Genomic DNA, 18,586 nt, shown 5'->3' on the forward strand with positions numbered 1-18,586 from the left:
ATGTTAAACGCCTTTTCGTTTATTCGGCTATGTCCTGCGCCGCTAAACTGCAAATATTCGAAAACCGCATGCGCTTGCTTTTGCGTACTATTGGCGAATGCGCCGGCGATTGCCGATGAGAAGGCCGCGATGAAAGATACGGTGGAGCTCGATACGATGATTGTCGAAGGCACTTCAAGCGCTCGTCCGTTGGATGAAGAGCCGGGTACCGCTTCGGTAATCGACGCCGAAACGATCGAACGGCGAATGGTCCGTAGCATCAAAGATCTGATCCGTTACGAGCCGGGCGTCAACGTCGGCAACGATCCGCAGCGTTTCGGCGCGACCGGCTTTACGATTCGCGGTCTCGGCGGCAACCGCGTGTTGATGCAAGTCGACGGCGTCCGTTTGCCGGACGCTTTTTCGATCGGCTCGTTCGCATCGGCGACGCGAAACATGGTCGATATGGATGCGCTGAAATCGGTCGAAATTATCCGAGGAGCAGGGGCTGCCCAATACGGCGGCGATGCGCTGGGCGGCACGGTCGGCTTTGTCACCAAAGATCCGCGCGATTACCTCGACACATTCGGCAACGATTATTATGCCGACGCCAAGCTCGGCTACAACTCGACCGACCGCAGCTTCTTGAAAACCGCAACCTTAGCCGGCGAATCGATGGGTTTCGAGAGTTTGCTGTTGTTAACGCATTCCGAAAGCCGAGAAACCGACACGAAAGGCGACAACAAAGAGCTGAATCCAAGACGGACCGCGCCAAGCCCGCAAGACAACGAAGTCTACAACGGACTCGGCAAGCTGCTCTACCGCTTCGACGAGGACAACGTACTGCGCTTGACCGGCGAGTGGATGCACAGCGAGTCCGAGCTCGACGCTTATCATGCCAGAGATCCATTGGGCATCGGTTTTCCGCCGAACACGAAAATCTTCAGCCTGATCACCGATGACAGACAAACGCGTTGGCGGATCTCATTGGATCATACGCTCGACCGTCTCGGTTTTGCGGTATTCGATAGCGCATTCTGGCGCGTATACCGGCAAAAAACTGCGGCGACACAAGAGACTTGGCAAGATCGCGACAATCCGCTGAATAAACGCCATTTAATCCACCGTATTTTCAGCTTCGATAACGACGATATCGGCGGAGAAATTCGCTTCGACAAACATTTCTCGACCGGTATTTTCGATCATGCACTGCAATACGGCGGTCAAATCAGCATGAACACGATTACGCAAAAGCGGGACGGCACAATAACCTATATCAGCGGTAGACCGCCGTTCATTCAACCGGGTACCGTTTCGAAAACCGTCGCGCCCGACACGTTTCCGGTGCGCGATTTTCCTGAAAGTATCGTGACGAAGGCGGGAGCTTATCTTCAAGACAGCATCACGTTTCTCGATCGGCGCGTAGAGTTGATTCCCGGCGTACGCATTGAGCTCTACTCTTTAAAGCCGCAAAAAGACTCGCTATACGATGCGACGTCGAAGGTGCAGCCGACTGAACTCGACGAGTACAAGATTCTGCCTAAGTTGGGCGCGTTATTTCATATCACCGATGAATTAACGATTCACGGGCAATATGCGGAAGGGTTCCGAGGCCCGAATTTTGGCGAAAGCAACGCCGGTTTCGTCAACGATCAATTCGGTTATCAAACAATCCCGAACTTCAATCTGACACCCGAAACCAGCACCGGATTCGAGATCGGTTTGCGCGGCAAAGGTGCGGCCGGAACGTTCGATCTGACTTTTTTTCGCAACGATTACAAGAATTTTTTATTTTTGGACACGGTTTGCGTGCCTTCGGCCGAGACCGGATTCTGTTTGGCCTACGGCGATACGCCAAGATTGACATTTCAGCAAATCAATAACCCTGACGATATTCGGATTCAGGGCGTCGAATTCAAAAGCCAACTTTACTTGGATTGGTTTCATGAAACTTTGGAAGGAGCGAGTTTAATAGCCAGCGGATCGTATGCAGAGGGCGTCAATCTCGAAACCGGTTCCTTGAACGACGTGTCCTTACGCGGCATCAGCCCCGCCAAAGGCGTGATCGGTCTGCGCTACGAAGAACCTTCGGGAATCTGGGGTTCTGAATTGATATTAACCTTGGTCGACGCCAAGCGTCCGAAGACCGCGCCGGACGATGCGCAATTCCTGCCCCGAGGATACGGCGTCGTCGACTTTAACGGCTACTATCGTTTCAACGATCATGTTTCGGTTAACGTCGGCGTGTTCAATTTGTTCGACAAAACCTATATCGACTGGGAAGACATCAATACGCGGGCCGGCGACCCGCATGCAACCTTCGGAGCCTACGCGAACGCCGATTTCTGGAAGCGTTATTCGCGACCGGGGCGCAACGTCGGCGCGACGTTGAAAATAGCATTTTGAGATATGGCGATGCAGTCAAGCTACCAAGACATTAAACAAAAATTGTCGTCGCTATTCGACGAATTATTCACGCATGAAGGCTATGCCGATATGCGCATCGAGATGCGCATTCTCAAACGAGGACAAAAAGAGGTGATTCTGCATTGCGGCAAACAATACCGTTATGTTGTCGATTTTCGGCCCGGTGATGACTCGCTAAATGCCGGCAAGGAAACCGGCAGTCATGCACTCGAATCCATCCGGTGCGAATCGAGGCGCTAACAAATTCTTTTCAATGGCGTCTTGCCGCCGCGCCTCCCATGTCTTCGATAGAGTTGCGGATTGACTGTTCGGGATCGAATCAAAGCGGCTTTAAAAATTTGTACCGACTCGCCCTGCGTCTTTGAGGTTAAGAAAAGGGTTTTTAACTTTCATTTACGAGGATAAAGAATGAAAACTTTATTGATATTAACTTTAAGCGCAGCATTTTTAAGCGTATCCGGCCTGGCTGCGGCCGATATACAAAACGGCCCGAATCCTTACAATCCGGGATACGGTTTCGATGCCCCGCATGCGGCATCTTGGGGCGGATGGGCGCGCGGCGATGCCGGTACGCTCTACGCCGAATGGGATACCTTCATCGATGCTTCCTATGGTACTGCAACCGACCGCACCGCAGCTCCGGACGTCGGCGAAGCCAATGTCTCCGATGCTTTTGCCGCTTGGAGTGCCGGGACTTTTGTTGCCGGCTCGGGAAACCTTTACAGTTTTTCGGTTCCTCAAAACTATAATTTCTCGGTTACCGGTAACGTCGGTATGGGACAGGTTCGAGCTGTTCTGCAATTCGAAGCTTCGGGCATACAGATGAATTATGACTCGATTAAATTAAACAATTTGGCGCCTACCTTTACCGAGAAAACGTTTTATGATGATGCCTTCCCAAGCTCTATGGGCCCAACCGATTTAGTACACTACCTGGCTATCTGGGACTTACCTGCAGAACCTGTCACATATAATTTTTCATTCAATAGTCCACCACATCAAAGCCTAACTCAGGTTGCGATCGATATTGCCGCGGCTTCTCTTTTTGATCATGATCTTGAGCCTGGGCCGACACCGGATCCCGATACAACGCCGGATTCGCCTGCATGGACCCGATTAGACCTTGCTGTCGTGGATATGCTGAACGATGTACCAAGTCTATTGGCCCAGATTGGCGAAAAAGCCTACTTGCTACCTGAAAACGCAAACAGAAGTTTTGCAGTGACCGATACTGGGATTTTATCCAGTCTAAAAGAATACGTAAGTACGATTACAGACGGTAAGCTTTATATCTTGGGTATGGAAACGACTAGAGTTTACGAGTTAAATGAAGATCATCTTGTGGAACAGTCTGAACTTGATGCCATGCCGACATCCCGGTTCGAGGCAACTGCGCTAACTACGGATCGAGGGGAGATATTTGTCTTCGGCGGCAAACAAACCCGGCCGAATGGCACAAGCAGATTGATCAATCGTCTCGAAAGCTTTAATCCCGAAACTAATGAATGGAAAAGGCATCGCAACATACCCGGTATTAATCGGCGCGAAGGCGCCGCCTTGGCCGCTGTCTCTATCGACGGCAAAGCCCACGCATATCTTCTAGGCGGCGGCGTGTTGCAAAGAAATAGACTATTCGGTGCGATTGCGGCCTACGATTTTGAGCTCAATCGCTGGGAGACGAGAGCCATGACTCCGATGCCGACGCCGAGGGCATTTCAAAGCGGTATACAGGCCCCGGTGTTGGATGGAAAAATCTATCTAATCGGCGGACGCTCCGTTAATAGCGCCGGCGGCTTGGCCAAGTCGGATAAAGTCGAAATCTATGACCCGGTGTCCAATACTTGGCAAATCGGCCCGAATTTGCCTAAAGAGATAGCCGAGCCGGTATCGTTCGCGACCGATGGAAAAATCTACGTCATCGATGCAGCTCAACAAACTGAGCAATCGGCAATAACGGCATGGGAACTGGATGGCACCTGGAAACCCTGGCTGGAAGAAGACCAAACCTGCGATTTAGATGGGGACGGACGATTCACTAATCGCGATGTCAATTTGTTTGCCCGTGCTTGTAGAGCCGGAACGGCTTACTGGAATTGCGATTTAACCGAAGACGGTGCGCCTATCGCCAGAAATATAAGGGAATATCGGCGCCAATGGAGTGATTATTGGAACCAAGCATGCCCCTAAGTGATAAAGCGAGGGTGTTATTCATGACTCAGTTAATAAAAAAAGCTGTATCGCCGTATTGGCCGGCTATGCCGGTCTATACCCATCGCAGATCAAAATTCGGCGCCGGGGTGTCCGTCAAAGGACGCCGTGAATACATCCCTGTAGGCTCTATGCCAGCTCCATGCTGGCAAAGCCTTTGCCACACACCCCGGCGCCTCCTCAGGCACTGCCGAAACTTGAAGTGCGAAAGGTATAGCTGCGGCCGATCTTTTCCAGAGATCTCTAATCCTATGTACTCGCCTACGGTTTCGATAATTCCCATGAAGCCATTTTGGGTAGTTGGACTCGAGGCGGCGACGGGAGCTTATACGCCAAATGGTACGCATTATTACCGAGGTTCCCGTTCCAGCCTTCGCCTGGCTGTTGAGTTCGAGCGTGCTGGGCTTGATCGGTTGGCGGCGCAGACAAAATGTGTCTGCGATTTTAGGCTAAACCCTATCAACCCCGCACCGGACAATTCGGCCCGGCTAGGGCCATATTTTAATCTAAAAGCGCCTAAGCGCCCGGAGGATGAAATGTATCGAATACAGACGCAACCGGCTAGCCCCGGTCCCGCCGAAATCGAGAAGGAAATTCGGCTGTACATGCACCTATATCTCACGCAACGAGTATGGTTCATATCGCAGGCGGTAGTCGAACTGATCGACGCACTGATCGGCCATCCCGACTTCGACGGAACGCCTGAACAGCGCTGCGGTTTCATACGCCTGGCAGGAGTTTGGCGCTGCATTGCATGGATAGACCGCTGTACGCAGACTCAGTCGTCCGGTTACGAAAATTCGCAAGAGGAATGATCATGTGCCAAGCAAACGATAGTCGAACGAACTCGATTTCTCCCGAGGCGTTAAAACGCCGCTGGGACGAACTACGCGAGAACAGGCCGCAATTGCGGATTAGGGAGGCCGCTTCCGCTTTGGAAGTCAGCGAGGTCGAACTCCTGGCGACCGGCTGCGGAGAAAACGCGACTCGTCTTGAGGCCGATTGGCTCAGTCTGTTGAACGGAATCCAATCCCTTGGCCCGGTGCTTGCGTTGACACGCAACGATGATGCGGTGCACGAAAAAACCGGTTTTTACCAAAGTATCCGGCTGACCGATACCGGCGGACAGATTCAGGGTGAAAACATCGACCTGTTTTTGGATTTTCGCCATTGGCATTCTGCTTTCGCCGTGACCGAACAAACTCGTCAGGGAGCTCGCGACAGTCTGCATTTTTTCGATCGCGACGGTACTGCCGTGCATAAGATTTACATGACCGAAAGCAGATGTATACCGGCCTACCGGGCCTTGATCGAACGTTACCGCTCCGAAGATCAATCCCAACGGCAATATGTCGAACCTCCGGTGCTAAACATTGATTCGGTAGCCGCCGTGGCCGGCAACGATAGGCTAGGACAGGCATGGCATGAGCGTTTGATCGCCTGTGGAGCCGTGCCTTATCAAAGCACCGAGCCGCTGCAAACCGAACGACTGCCGCCCTCGTCGTTTCGGCGTTTCATGGAAAAAGCGTCAGAAATCGGCGCCGGTTTGACCGTTTTAGTAGGCAATGCCGGCGCGCTGCAGGTTCATTCGGGCCCGATCGAGAAACTGATGATCACCGGCCCCTGGTTCAACGTGCTCGACGACGGTTTCAACCTGCATTTGAAGGAAGACGCGTTGGCGGAGCTTCGTCTGGCCGAACGGCGGGCAGGTAATACTTCGGTCAATACTCTGGAGCTTTACGATGCCGCCGGGCGTCATATCGCGATGATTCTCTTCGAGCATGCGGATTTGGGCGAATGCTTTACGACGGATGTTTGAACCTGAAAAGAGCAGTTGGCATGTAAGTATTCAGTCCCCCTCTTTGAAAAAGAGGGGCTAGGGGAGATTTTTTAAATAAATCCCCCTCAATCCCCCTTTTTCAAAGTGGGATGCCAACAATACGCCTGGATTGCGGTAATTTGCCAACGGGGTCTGAATACTTACGTTGGCATGTGTTGTAGACCGTTCGTGCTGAGCCAAGTCGAAGCATGAAGGGGCTACAACACTTTCACCGGCCTGGTGAAGCCTCAAACTATCCATCACCCTTCGACAGGGCTCTCCTGAGCGTAGACGAAGGGGTCAGGGCGAACGGTAGTTTGGGGCTCTCAACTGCTCTTTTTAGGTTGAATGTTTATCAACCCAAATTTCGCTATGCCGACCATCGTAAATTCAACAACATAACGGGCAATTCTTTTTGAAATAACTAACGAGACAATGACATGAACGATACCACAGTAGATTTTGAACAAGTCCGTGAGGACTGCAACCGCCTGACCGATTCTTTCGATTCGGTGTTGATGGCGACCGTAGGTTTGGACGGTAAGCCGGAAGCCAGTTACGCAGCCTATGTGAAATACCAAGGCGATTATTACATCTATATCAGCGAATTGGCGGCTCATACCCGCAATCTTTCGGAGAACGACAAGGTCAGTCTGTTGTTCATAGAAGATGAAGATAAAGCATCGCATTTATTCGCGCGGCAACGGGCCACGTTTCAAGGGCAGGCCGAAGAAATCGCGAGGGATAGCGAACAATTTCATTTTGTCATGGATGCGTTTCAACAGAAATTCGGGCAATTCATCGATATGCTGAAAAAATTGCAGGACTTCCATTTGTTTCGTATTCATCCGACGAAAGGATCGTTTGTACAAGGTTTTGCCCGCGCTTTCACGATCGAAGGCGAAGCCTTGGACGAATTCCGCCATGTCAACGATACCGGGCATCGGAACAGCGCACAAAGCAAGCCGGAATCGATGCCGGCGCATTGATTTCGGATATCGTGATAAAAACCTCCTGGAGCTATGAGCTTTGTTGAGGGTTCGGTAACTCGCTTGACAGGACGCCGTAAATACGTCCGTGTAGGCTTGACGGCGGCGACTGATTGCCAAGGATGGCATGAATGCGGATTTTGCATTACGCCATGGGTGGCGTGTATTAGGACAATGCAGGAGCAAAAATCTGCAAACGACAAGGATGGCGTGAATGCAGATTTTGCAGGAGCAAAAATCTGCCCTGCCGCCGACACCTGTCAATCGAGCAACCGAACCCTCTATCAAATAGGGAAGTTATTTAAGACCAAACCTTTCAAGGTCAGTAACACAACATGCATAAAAACAAACTATTCAAGATCGTCCGTACCGTCATGTGTTGCGTCGTGTTCGTAACTGCAGGCGCTTCGGCAAGCGAGCCGCGTATCGTTGCGGTCGGCGGCGCATTGACCGAAATTGTCTATGCACTCGGTGCGGAAAACCTGTTGGCCGGCGTCGACACAACCAGTCAATGGCCTGAAGCTGCGAAAGCATTACCGCAGGTAGGCTATATGCGCAATCTTTCGGCAGAAGGCATTTTGTCGCTAATGCCGACTCTATTGTTGACGACGCAAAGTTCGGGGCCGCAAACGGTTATCGAGCAGATCCGACAAGCCGGTGTGGAAATCAAAACCGTTAACGAAGACAATTCGGCGGACGGCGTGGTGTCCAAAATTCGAGCCGTCGCCGAATGGTTGAATGCGACCGAACAGGGCGAGCGCTTGGCGAAACAGGTACAGGAAGATTTCGATCGACTCGATCGATTCACGTCCGGGATTGCGAAACGTCCGAAAGTATTGTTTGTGCTGGCTATATCGCGCGGCGCTCCGATCGTCTCGGGTGAGGGAACGCCTGCCGATGCGATGATCCGTATCGCCGGCGGCGACAATGCTTTGAAAGGTTTCGAAGGCTTTAAGCCGGCAAGTAGCGAAGCTTTGATCGAAGCAGCGCCGGATGTGATCGTGTTGACCGATATGGCAGCGAATGCGATCGGCGGCATCGAGCGCTTGTTCGACATGCCCGGTTTCGGTGCGACACCGGCCGGCAAGCTAGGCAAAGCGGTAACGATGGATGCCCTGTATTTGTTGGGATTCGGCCCGAGATCCGGTCAAGCCGCGTTGGATTTAGCGACGCGCCTGCGCACCGTCGATACCGTGGCGTCTGAATGATGAAAGCGGCGTTTGCAATGTCTGGCGAAACGAAACGTTATGCAGTTCTGAGCGGTTTGACGCTGCTGCTGTTTGTAACGGCCGTCGTATCGCTCGGGATCGGCGCCTATTCGATTTCACCGGGGCAAGTACTCGCCATTCTGAGCGAGGTTTTCGGTCTGCAACTGCCCTGGTCGTTCGATGACGGCCATCGCGCCGTATTGGAATCGATACGCGGTCCGCGTATCGCACTCGGCGTGTTGATTGGCGCGACGCTGGCCGTCTCGGGAGCGGCAATGCAGGGCTTGTTCCGTAACCCGCTTGCCGACCCGGCATTGATCGGCGTATCGAGCGGCGCGGCATTGGCAGCGGTCGCTGCGATCGTGCTCGAAACCAGCCTGCTGCGGAACGTGGCGCAAATACTCGGTTATTATTATCTGCCTGCAGCGGCTTTTTCAGGCGGATTCGCGGTGACTTGGTTGGTCTACCGTTTCGCCGGTTCCGGCGGCCGTCTCGATATCGCTTCGCTGCTGCTGGCCGGAATCGCCGTCAACGCATTGGCAGGTTCCTTAACGGGGTTGTTGACTTCGATCGCAGACGATCAGCAATTGCGTACCTTAACATTTTGGAGCATGGGCAGTCTCGGCGGCGCTAACTGGAGTCAAGTCGCCGCCGGCTTGCCGTTTTTTTTGCTGAACTTGTTGCTGCTCCCGTATTTTTCAAGCGCTTTGAATGCGCTATTACTCGGCGAGGCGGAAGCCGGCCATCTCGGATTTTCGGTCGAAACCGTCAAAACCGCAGTGATCGTTTTGGTTGCACTCGGTGTGGGCTGTTGCGTCGCATTGGGCGGCATCATCGGTTTCATAGGGCTGGTCGTACCGCATTTGCTGCGGCTCAGGCTCGGTCCGGACCATCGCATTATACTGCCGGGTTCGGCTTTGCTCGGCGCCAGTCTATTGTTGGCATCGGACGGTCTGGCACGTAGCTTGGCCGTACCTGCCGAAATACCGATCGGGATCGTCACCGGCGTTTTGGGCAGTCCGTTCTTTTTGTGGTTACTGTATCGGCAACGGATGCTAGGAGGCTGAATGCTGGAGGCGCGTAAGATAGTTGTCGGCATCGGCGGCAAGCGTTTGTTGAACGATATCACGCTGTGCGTTAAGCCCGGCGAAGTACTCGCGGTCGTTGGGCCGAACGGCGCAGGCAAGTCGACATTGCTGAAAACAATGTGCGGCGATTTGAAACCGCGGCACGGTTTTATTACCATGAACGGCACCGAGCTCGACGATTGGCCGATAGCCGAACTGGCCCGTGTGCGCGGCGTGCTGCCGCAAAACTCGACGCTATCGTTTCCGTTCACGGTACTCGAGGTCGTAGCGATGGGGCGCTGCCCGCATCGGCGTAACGGCGATCCGGCGCACGACAATGCTATCATTCGGCAAGCAATGGCATTGACCGATACCGAAATGTTCGTCGATAGAATTTATACTACGCTATCGGGCGGCGAGCGTCAGCGCGTACAATTGGCGAGAGTTTTGACGCAGATATGGGAACCGGTCGGTGATCTGCCTCGCTATTTATTGCTCGACGAGCCGACATCGGCGCTCGATCTTGCGCATCAGCATAGCGTGTTGGCGATCGCCAGACGATTCGCCGACCGTTTTCAGGCCGGCGTTCTGGCGATTCTGCACGATTTGAATTTGGCTGCACTCTATGCCGACCGTATTGCGGTTCTGCATTCGGGTCGCTTGATGGCATTCGACAGTCCGGACCGGGTTTTAGATGCCGATTTGATCATGGAAATTTTCGGCTATCCGGTAACGATAGCCGTTCACCCTACTAAAACGAATTGTCCGCTGGTGATTCCGCATTTGTTGCAAAATGCCGAATGAATACAGACACCTGCCTAACAGTCGAATTGCGAATACAGAACGACAAATTACAAGCGAGTCATCTTATCCCGATTCCTTTTCCGGTAAATAAAAATCCCTGTGACTACAATGCCAGCGGTTAAAATCAGCATCAAAATGGGATGTTGATAAAACAAATCAAAAAAAGCGCCTACGCCTTGCGATGAGCCGCGATAGTAAGGTCCCATAAGTTCCTCCTCGGTTGAATATGAATTTTAAGAGCATACCTTCAGAATGTGCTTTGTCTATTCCTTTTATACCGCACATTACCGAACCCGAAGACAGGTCCCCACCACCCAGGTGCGCGATGCTCACCCTGCACCTGGCGTTTTCTAGCCTATGGTCACCAACAGTTTCTAGAATATTTTGAGATTAAAAAGTGTGAACACAAAAACTATCCCCTTTGCTAGTCAAATTTCGGCGTCGGGGTGCCCGTCAAAGGACGCCGTGAATACGTCCATGTAGGCTCTATGCCAGCATCCATGCTGGCAAAGCCTTTGCCGAGCACCCCGGCGCCTCCATACGCTAATGCCGAAATTTGAAGTGCGAAAGGTATACATAAGTCAAAAATTACCCTTTTGCAATCTTAACCAATGAGACCTCGATACCCTTTATTGTCACTTAAAACCCTCGGATATCCCGCACTTAACGCTCACTGCCATTAAGTTAAGCCATCACAGAATTAAGTAATGCTTGTATCCAGGATCTACTTTGCCTCAAAAGCTTGCCATCCATGGCACTGGATTCCGCCAGTCCATGGCGGAATGACGGGCTTCCCTTAACTTAATGGCAGTGACACCTAACGCTAGGTGATCCTACAATTTATGTATAACGATGAGAGATGGAGCTTGGGTAACAGCATATTTTAGTTTTTGCGACTACGATTGCCCCCTGCTCGGACACTTGGCTTCGGCAAGCTGAAGCATCTTGCTAATCAGGACAACCCATGCTTTAGCCGAATGACCAACGCAGCTAGGCTTTCGGTAATGTCACGCCGGTTTGGCCTTGATATTTACCGCCTCGGTCCGCGTAAGACGTTTCACAGACCTCGTCGCCGCCTAAAAATAGCATTTGCGCGACACCTTCATTCGCGTAGATTTTGGCCGGCAACGGTGTGGTATTTGAAAACTCCAAGGTTACATGGCCTTCCCATTCGGGCTCGAGCGGCGTGACGTTGACGATAATGCCGCAGCGCGCATAAGTCGATTTGCCAAGACAGATCGTCAGTACATCTCGCGGAATGCGGAAGAATTCGACAGTGCGTGCCAATGCGAACGAATTCGGTGGAATAATACAGACATCGGATTTAACGTCGACGAAACTCGCTTCGCTAAAATCCTTCGGATCGACGATTGCCGAATTAATGTTCGTGAAAATTTTAAATTCGTCCGAGCAGCGAACGTCGTATCCGTAACTCGAGGTGCCGTACGAAATCACTCGGCCTTTTTCCGTCTCCCTAACCTGCGTTGCGGCGAACGGCTCGATCATGCCGTGTTGTTCCGCCATCCGGCGTATCCACTTATCCGATTTGATGCTCATTGAATTCTTGTCCTAATTAATTGAAATCCGGTTTTTTTTACCATAGAAGCAAGCCATTATAAAACAATAAGGATTTCCTGTTTCAACAGCAATTCCCAGTTTGAGGAGTTTCGCCGATTTTAGGGTCTGGGGTGTGCCTGTCGAGGAACGCCGTAAACCCATCCATGGGGGCTTGGCGGCAGCTCGAACGCCAAGGATGGCCTGTAGTAGGGCAATGCAGGGCAGAAAAATGCTCCTGCATTTTCTGCATTCATTACATCCATGTAACTCAGCAATTGCCGAGGAGCAAAAATCTGGCCTGCTGCCGACATCCTCGCCAAGCATACCCCACACCCTTTTTGATCTCCAAATTGGGAATTGCTGCTGTTTCAATATCTCGTTTGCAAAGTCCGTCCGCGCGAATTTAGGTATTCTGAATCACGATATTCGGAAATTTAGTGCTGAAATCTTTGGCTTTCAAGGCCAGTTTTGCGGCCATTTTTCGCGCAATTTCACGGTAAATTTCAGCCGAGCGACCGTCGGGATCGGAGACGACCGTCGGACGGCCCGAATCGGCATTTAGCCTGATGTCTTTATCTAACGGTAACGCACCCAATAGCGGTACCTGGTTTTTTTCAGCCATCGCCGCGCCGCCGCCGCTACCGAAAATCGCTTCTTCATGACCGCACTGGCTACAAATATGCACGCTCATATTTTCGACGATGCCCAACACCGGTACGTTGACCTTTTCGAACATCGCTAAACCGCGTTGCGCATCGAGAAGCGCGATATCTTGCGGCGTCGTGACGATAACCGCACCGCTAACCGGTATTTGTTGCGACAGCGTTAATTGAATGTCCCCTGTGCCGGGCGGTAGATCCACTATCAAATAATCGAGATCGGTCCAACGCGTTTCCTTGAGCAATTGCTGTAACGCGCCGGTTACCATAGGGCCGCGCCAAATCATCGGCTGACTAGTGTCGACCAAATAGCCGATCGAATTGGTTTGTAAACCGAACGACATCTTCGGCAGCATGGTTTTGCCGTCTTCGCTTTCCGGAAAACCGGATTGTCCGAGCATCGTCGGAATGCTCGGCCCATAGATGTCGGCATCCAGAATACCGACCTTAGCGCCTTCCGCCGCCAAGGCCAGGGCTAAATTAACCGCCGTTGTCGATTTGCCGACGCCCCCTTTGCCGGATGCGACTGCGATGATGTTTTTGATGCCCGGCAGCGGATTCAAGCCTTGCTGTACCGCATGCGACAAAATATTGATAGTAATATCGATCGTCACGGTACCGATGCCATCCAGCGTCTTTAAATGCTCCAATACAGCTAACTTATACTCATCGAGATGTTTTTTGGCTGGATAGCCTAATTCCAGTTTTATCGAGACATCTGCACCGTCAACGTTGATCGATTTAATCGATTTAGCCGAAACCAAATCGGTTTCAACATTGGGGTCGATAAACGTCTTCAATCGATTTTGGATGTCTGCTTGGGTAATTTGTGCCATGAGTGCTCCGGGGTAAGGAAGTGTTGAATTAATAACCAACTAAAATACTAAGGATTGGTATTGTACAATCTGAAACCATTATTGACCACTGAACACGCTATTTCAAAACTTAGCGGTCGTTATCCCACGCTTGCGAAAATTGCTTTAGCGAACTATTTTTTTAATATCTTGATGTCATATCGCTCATTTTCCAGGTTGTTGAAATGGTCAAACGAATTTTTATTGTTGTCTTAGCGGTGTTGACGATGACGGCTTATTCTAACGAGAATTTGAAACAAAAGGCTCATACTGCTTTAAGTGACTTTTTTCAATTAAACGGGAAGTCGCTAAGTTTTGATGGGACTTATGTCGATACGCCGGCCGAATTTGGTCGAACATGTCGCATAAGCATTGATTTTACAATTCCGGGCCGGGAATATTTAACGATTAGCGGAGAATATACCGCAGTCGGCACATTGGGGGACGGCATTTATTTCGATGCCGCACCCGAAACTTTTACCCGAGTCGAGTTGCTTAACGGCAAGCTGATCGTGGAACAAAAATTTAGCGATAGTTTCGTCACCGGTTCCGAATACCTGTTGCAGGCAACTCAGCATTTCGGTCAACTTGAAATCAAATTAAAGCAAATGAATCGGTTTTTATTTTTTACCGATACCGTGGAAAAACGCTGTATTGCAAAACTTTAAAGGAGAGCTTCCATGGCTGTAGACCCGAAAAAACCGCGTACCGTTTTGATCATTCATGGCGTTCAGACCGGCGACGATAGCGATTTGAATCAAGATCGACTCATCGAACAGTTACTAAAAAGTCGTCTGGGCAATATGCCGCTTCAATTCAAGACCGATCTTTATCGTTATGAAAATTTAAACAATCAAGCGCAAAGCAAATATGGGAAATTAATCAAACTCATTGCCGCCAATCCGATAGGCGAAGTTTTGGCCGGCAATGCCCTCGATCTCATCGGCGATGTCGTCACCGCGCGCCTCGACACCAGCACCGCAGCACAAATTAGGCAAGGCTTCAAGAATAAGATTCTCGAGATTTTTACCGGAGGCAGTCCTTGCTATGTTGTCGCTCACAGTTTAGGTTCGATCTATGCCTTTGATGTGATCAACGAGTTGATCAAGGATAACCATTACTTCGACAGAAATTCGCGCCGAACCTGGCCGGTACAGGGATTAATCACGCTCGGTTCGCCGATAGGGTTGTCGATGTTCAAGAAAAGGCGTCAGAAAGTCCAATCTCTTGGCGAGGGAACCAAGATGTTCCGCTGGCTCAATTATTGGGACCGGACCGATCCGGTCGTATCCGGAAAACTGTTCGGCCAAACGCTAAACGGCTTCGAGATCGCCGAAAAATACCGCACCGAATCGCCGGACTTAGGTTGGGTCATCCGCGACCGGCCGGTCGATACCGGAAAAGCCTGGCTCATGGCACATGTGGCATATTGGGAAAACCCGATGGTCGGCGATGGCTTGTTCGATTTAGTCACTAACTAAGGATTTCGTGATAAATAACGTCCTGGAACTATACGCTTTGTTGAGGGTACGGTAACTCGCTTGGCAGGACGCCGTGAATACGTCCTTGTAGGCTTGACGGCGGCGACTAATTGCCATGGATGGCATGAATGCAGATTTTGTATTACGCCATGGATGGCGTGTATTAGAGCAATGCAGGGCAGAAAAATGCTCCTGCATTTTCTGCATTCATTACATCCATGTAACTCAGCAATTGCCGAGGAGCAAAAATCTGCAAACGCCATGGATGGCGTGAATGCAGATTTTGCAGGAGCAAAAATCTGCCCTGCCGCCGACACCTGCCAATCGAGCAACCGAACCCTCCGTAAAATAAGGAAGTTATTTGCGACCAAACCCTAAGCGGAACAGAAAACATGAAAAAACTTTTTACTTCGATTTATTTATTAGTCCTGCTCAACGGTTGTACGCTTTCGATGTATACAGCTGAACTGGATGCGTTGAATTCCGACGGCGAGCCGCGAAAAGCCCTGCTGTATTGGTCGAAAACCGACCGGTTGATCGGCACCTCGAAAGCCGGTCCGGTCATCTTGATGACCGAATGCAGCACACGCAGGTTGAGCTTCGATGAAACCGAGGCGCGAATTATTTACCGAGGCGAGCCGGGACGAGACCGGATTGCCGGACAAAACGAAACAATCGAGGACGGGACGGTTTGCGCGAAAATAGAAACGCAGTTGAAACTCACCGAATTGCAAGCCGGCGAGTTAATGCTGACAATGCTTTGCGAAGCCGTGTATGACGAATTCAGTATACAAGAGGGGTTATATACGCCCGCTTATCTTAAGGCCCGCGAAGCGCCGTACCTTTTCGACGTTCAAGAAAATACGAGTTGGAGCTTGTTCGGGGAAACCCCGAAAGCACCGGAGCCGCCGGAGTGCAAGTGAGCAATACGTTCGGGGCGAGTTGTATAAACCAGTCCCATGAGTTAAAGACTGTGAAGTATTCAATCTTACGAAATATACCCATCGCACTTCAAATTTCGGCATTGATGCGTGGAGGTGCCGGGGTGTTCGGCAAAGGCTTTGACAGCTGGGATGCTGTCACAGAGCCTACATGGACGTATTCACGGCGTCCTTTGACGGATACTCCGGCGCCGAAATTTGACCAGCAAAGGGTATAACCATGAAACGCATGAAGTGACATGAACAATTAGTTTATTGCAGTTATAGTCTTTTTCTTCATGTCCTTCATGGTGAATAAATTTTTTAATGATGTATTTGCCAGCACTTTTAAATCCTCGTTAGCTAGTCAATTGGTCGGCCATTGCGGCAATGTCGTCAAGCGAAGCACTGAGTTCGGCGAGTTTTTGATGAACCGCATCCGAATTCAAATTCAATACTGCGAATTCCTCTTCGCTGTAAATTTGATTTTGCCCGTCGCCGATACCTAAGGTTCCCAATAAGCAATCGCTTAAATACACCAATAAATTAAGAGGGTAATTGTCGCCGCGGTAATGAGGGTTATGGTGATGATAAACGACATCGACAATCGGTTTCGGCATCGACCAGCTGCGCATGAGCCAAGCGCCTAGCAAAGTATGGTCGACGCCGAAGGCAAACCGCTCGATGTTGTAAACGCTTAGTGTGGCATTGGCATCGATGATTCTCGATAAATAAGCAAACTCTTCCGGAAACTCGTGCCCGAGCAATGGAAAGCCGATGTTGTGCAGCAACGAGGCTAAAAACAACGTTTGACGGTCCGGTCTTTCTTCGGCCGGCATCATTTCGCCGAGTGTCAATGTCAGGCGGGAACCGGCAATGGCTTGAATCCATAACATTCGAGTGCCGACCTTCCCGATTTTCGGCGCTTTAAGCGGCGATAACGCGCTAAGGCCCAGAGCCAAATTCATCACAAAATCATAGCCTAATACACGGGCTATCGACTCTTGTATCGATACGAGCTTGCCCCGGTAGCCGTAAAGGGCCGAACCGGCCCAGCGAATCACTTGCGAGCTCAGAATGGGATCCATTTCGATGATTGCCGCCAATTTTTTAACATCCGCTAACGGATCCGACGCCAATTCAATAATTTGCCGAGCGATACCCGGCAAGGGTGGTAGCGCCTTGATGCGATTGATTTCTTCACGCAAGTCTACCGGATGCGAAAAATTATCCAAGCCTGGATCGATAGTGTTGATAGTCCAACTACTCAGTGATGATTCCATTGTCAACTCTATTAATTGATATTGAGGCGATTTAATTTGCGGTATAAAGTTCTTTCGCTGATATTCATTTCAGAAGCAATCAGCTTACGGTTGCCTTGATATTTTTTGATCAAGGACCGAATGAACTCGGCTTCGATAGTATCCAAAGGGTTTATGTTTGATGCCCCAGTGTCCTCAATTACCGCTCCTTGTCCGCGTCTTTCTATCATACCGGGTTTTAATGTAGCGCCTTGACGCCGCATGATGGAAATATCCAGTTCATCGATAGTGTGGTTTTTGCAAAGGCATGTTGCCAGCTGCAGGCAATTTTTCAGTTCGCGTATATTGCCGGGCCATTTGTGCTGCATTAATTTTTGCATGGCGGCTTTGGTCGTACTATATACACAGCAGTCGCGTTGCCCGAAAGACTTAAGAAAATGTCCTACCAGTGCCGGCATATCCTCTATCCGGTCTCTCAAAGCCGGTATTTCCAACGGAAAAACCGACAATCGGTAAAACAAATCTTCCCGGAACAGTCCGTTTCTCACCATTTCTCCAAGGTTTCTGTGTGTGGCCGTCACGACTCGAACCGTCGATGTCAACGATGTGGTACCGCCTACCCGCCTAAATTGGCCGCTTTCTAATGCTCTTAATAACTTAGGTTGTAAAGAGACCGGCAATTCGCCGACCTCATCAAGAAACAAAGTGCCTCCGTCCGCTAGTTCGAACAATCCTTTTTTGGCGGATGCTGCCCCGGTAAAGGAGCCCTTTTCATGGCCGAACAGTTCGCTTTCGAACAAGTCTTCTCCGAGTACCGTGCAATCGACGATGACAAATTCTCCATAGGCATTTTGCGATTGCCGATGAATAAATTCGGCGGCGAGCTCTTTGCCGGTTCCGGTTTCGCCGTTTAACATGACCGGTACATTCGATTGAGCGGCCTTTTGCAAGTTAGATTTCAGATTTATGAAAGCAGAAGACGTGCCAACCATCTTCGGGCTTTTATCCTGAGGTTCCGACGCACCGGCGGTAAGTACCGACTCCCCCAGATAAAGCGTGCCGTCGGTATCGAGTAAAGGATAGCCCCGAACTTTCAATAAATACTCGCGCTCGTCCAAGGTATCGCTGAATAAACCCGCATAAGGCTCAAGCGTTTGAAAAAAACGTCGATGCCGGCAATCGCCCGGATTATTGCAGCACGCATTACCCAAAATACTTTCTCTGGTCTGCCCGAAATGATTTTCCCAAGCGCGATTAACGCCGACGATTTGTTGAGCTGCATTGACAATAATAAAAGGCAGGTCGTGGGTTTCGAGCAGCGAATTCAGCGTGAACGAGTTTATTTGCATAGT

General features: G+C 50.6%; 18 protein-coding genes. 13 read left to right on the forward strand and 5 right to left on the reverse strand.

Features of this window, described 5'->3' with window-relative positions:
• The 9 genes from METBU_RS0116935 (at nt 1) to METBU_RS0116980 (ending at nt 10,501) form a co-directional block, all read left to right on the forward strand.
• Nucleotides 1-2,385 (forward strand): TonB-dependent hemoglobin/transferrin/lactoferrin family receptor, encoded by a 2,385-nt coding sequence (locus tag METBU_RS0116935; RefSeq protein ID WP_017841754.1) that lies wholly within the window; start codon nt 1-3, stop codon nt 2,383-2,385.
• Nucleotides 2,386-2,394: 9 nt separating this feature from the next.
• Entirely contained in the window at nt 2,395-2,646 is a 252-nt protein-coding gene (locus METBU_RS24515; RefSeq protein WP_201764870.1) for a pilus assembly protein, read from the forward strand.
• Between the two features lie 168 nt (nt 2,647-2,814).
• Nucleotides 2,815-4,593 carry a Kelch repeat-containing protein gene (locus METBU_RS25440; RefSeq protein ID WP_017841756.1) on the forward strand — a complete coding sequence of 593 codons (1,779 nt, stop codon included), beginning with the start codon at nt 2,815-2,817 and terminating at the stop codon, nt 4,591-4,593.
• Nucleotides 4,594-5,150: 557 nt separating this feature from the next.
• The gene (locus METBU_RS0116955) at nt 5,151-5,429 is read left to right on the forward strand and encodes a hypothetical protein (protein WP_017841758.1); all 279 of its coding nucleotides are present in this window, start codon (nt 5,151-5,153) and stop codon (nt 5,427-5,429) included.
• A gap of 2 nt (nt 5,430-5,431) precedes the next feature.
• Nucleotides 5,432-6,433: a ChuX/HutX family heme-like substrate-binding protein gene (locus METBU_RS24525; RefSeq protein WP_051056252.1), complete on the forward strand. Its 1,002-nt coding sequence runs from the start codon at nt 5,432-5,434 to the stop codon at nt 6,431-6,433.
• Between the two features lie 440 nt (nt 6,434-6,873).
• Entirely contained in the window at nt 6,874-7,422 is a 549-nt protein-coding gene (locus tag METBU_RS24530) for a HugZ family pyridoxamine 5'-phosphate oxidase (RefSeq protein ID WP_017841760.1), read from the forward strand.
• Nucleotides 7,423-7,757: 335 nt separating this feature from the next.
• The gene (locus METBU_RS0116970; RefSeq protein WP_017841761.1) at nt 7,758-8,630 is read left to right on the forward strand and encodes a heme/hemin ABC transporter substrate-binding protein; all 873 of its coding nucleotides are present in this window, start codon (nt 7,758-7,760) and stop codon (nt 8,628-8,630) included.
• Nucleotides 8,630-9,697 carry a FecCD family ABC transporter permease gene (locus METBU_RS0116975; RefSeq protein ID WP_017841762.1) on the forward strand — a complete coding sequence of 356 codons (1,068 nt, stop codon included), beginning with the start codon at nt 8,630-8,632 and terminating at the stop codon, nt 9,695-9,697. Before METBU_RS0116970 ends, METBU_RS0116975 begins: the two co-directional genes overlap by 1 nt.
• Entirely contained in the window at nt 9,698-10,501 is an 804-nt protein-coding gene (locus METBU_RS0116980) for a heme ABC transporter ATP-binding protein (RefSeq protein ID WP_017841763.1), read from the forward strand.
• Between the two features lie 47 nt (nt 10,502-10,548).
• On the opposite strand, the gene METBU_RS28195 is transcribed toward METBU_RS0116980, so the two are convergent.
• The 3 genes from METBU_RS28195 to apbC all read right to left on the reverse strand — a co-directional run bounded on the left by METBU_RS28195 (nt 10,549) and on the right by apbC (nt 13,553).
• A complete protein-coding gene (locus METBU_RS28195; RefSeq protein ID WP_017841764.1) occupies nt 10,549-10,707 on the reverse strand; it encodes a hypothetical protein in 159 nt (52 codons plus the stop codon).
• Between the two features lie 784 nt (nt 10,708-11,491).
• Nucleotides 11,492-12,058, reverse strand: coding sequence for a dCTP deaminase (gene dcd / locus METBU_RS0116990; RefSeq protein ID WP_017841765.1), 567 nt, complete (start codon nt 12,056-12,058; stop codon nt 11,492-11,494).
• 403 nt (nt 12,059-12,461) lie between these two features.
• Nucleotides 12,462-13,553, reverse strand: a complete 1,092-nt coding sequence (gene apbC, locus METBU_RS0116995) for an iron-sulfur cluster carrier protein ApbC (protein WP_017841766.1) — start codon at nt 13,551-13,553, stop codon at nt 12,462-12,464.
• Between the two features lie 203 nt (nt 13,554-13,756).
• Between apbC and METBU_RS0117000 the strand changes: the two genes are divergently transcribed.
• The 4 genes from METBU_RS0117000 to METBU_RS0117010 are packed head-to-tail and all read left to right on the forward strand — an operon-like array spanning nt 13,757 to nt 15,975.
• Nucleotides 13,757-14,239, forward strand: a complete 483-nt coding sequence (locus METBU_RS0117000) for a hypothetical protein (RefSeq protein ID WP_017841767.1) — start codon at nt 13,757-13,759, stop codon at nt 14,237-14,239.
• 12 nt (nt 14,240-14,251) lie between these two features.
• Nucleotides 14,252-15,052, forward strand: coding sequence for a hypothetical protein (locus METBU_RS0117005; protein WP_014150168.1), 801 nt, complete (start codon nt 14,252-14,254; stop codon nt 15,050-15,052).
• Nucleotides 15,053-15,112: 60 nt separating this feature from the next.
• On the forward strand, nt 15,113-15,430 hold the full coding sequence (locus METBU_RS28585; RefSeq protein WP_208976564.1) for a hypothetical protein: 318 nt from the start codon (nt 15,113-15,115) through the stop codon (nt 15,428-15,430).
• A 14-nt stretch (nt 15,431-15,444) separates the two neighbouring features.
• A complete protein-coding gene (locus METBU_RS0117010; protein ID WP_017841768.1) occupies nt 15,445-15,975 on the forward strand; it encodes a hypothetical protein in 531 nt (176 codons plus the stop codon).
• A gap of 356 nt (nt 15,976-16,331) precedes the next feature.
• On the opposite strand, the gene METBU_RS0117015 is transcribed toward METBU_RS0117010, so the two are convergent.
• Entirely contained in the window at nt 16,332-17,255 is a 924-nt protein-coding gene (locus tag METBU_RS0117015; RefSeq protein ID WP_017841769.1) for an HDOD domain-containing protein, read from the reverse strand.
• A gap of 11 nt (nt 17,256-17,266) precedes the next feature.
• A complete protein-coding gene (locus METBU_RS0117020; protein ID WP_017841770.1) occupies nt 17,267-18,583 on the reverse strand; it encodes a sigma-54 interaction domain-containing protein in 1,317 nt (438 codons plus the stop codon).
• Between the last annotated feature and the right edge of the window lie 3 nt (nt 18,584-18,586).

Origin of the sequence: Methylotuvimicrobium buryatense 5G (assembly GCF_000341735.1) — a bacterium.
GTDB lineage: Bacteria > Pseudomonadota > Gammaproteobacteria > Methylococcales > Methylomonadaceae > Methylotuvimicrobium > Methylotuvimicrobium buryatense.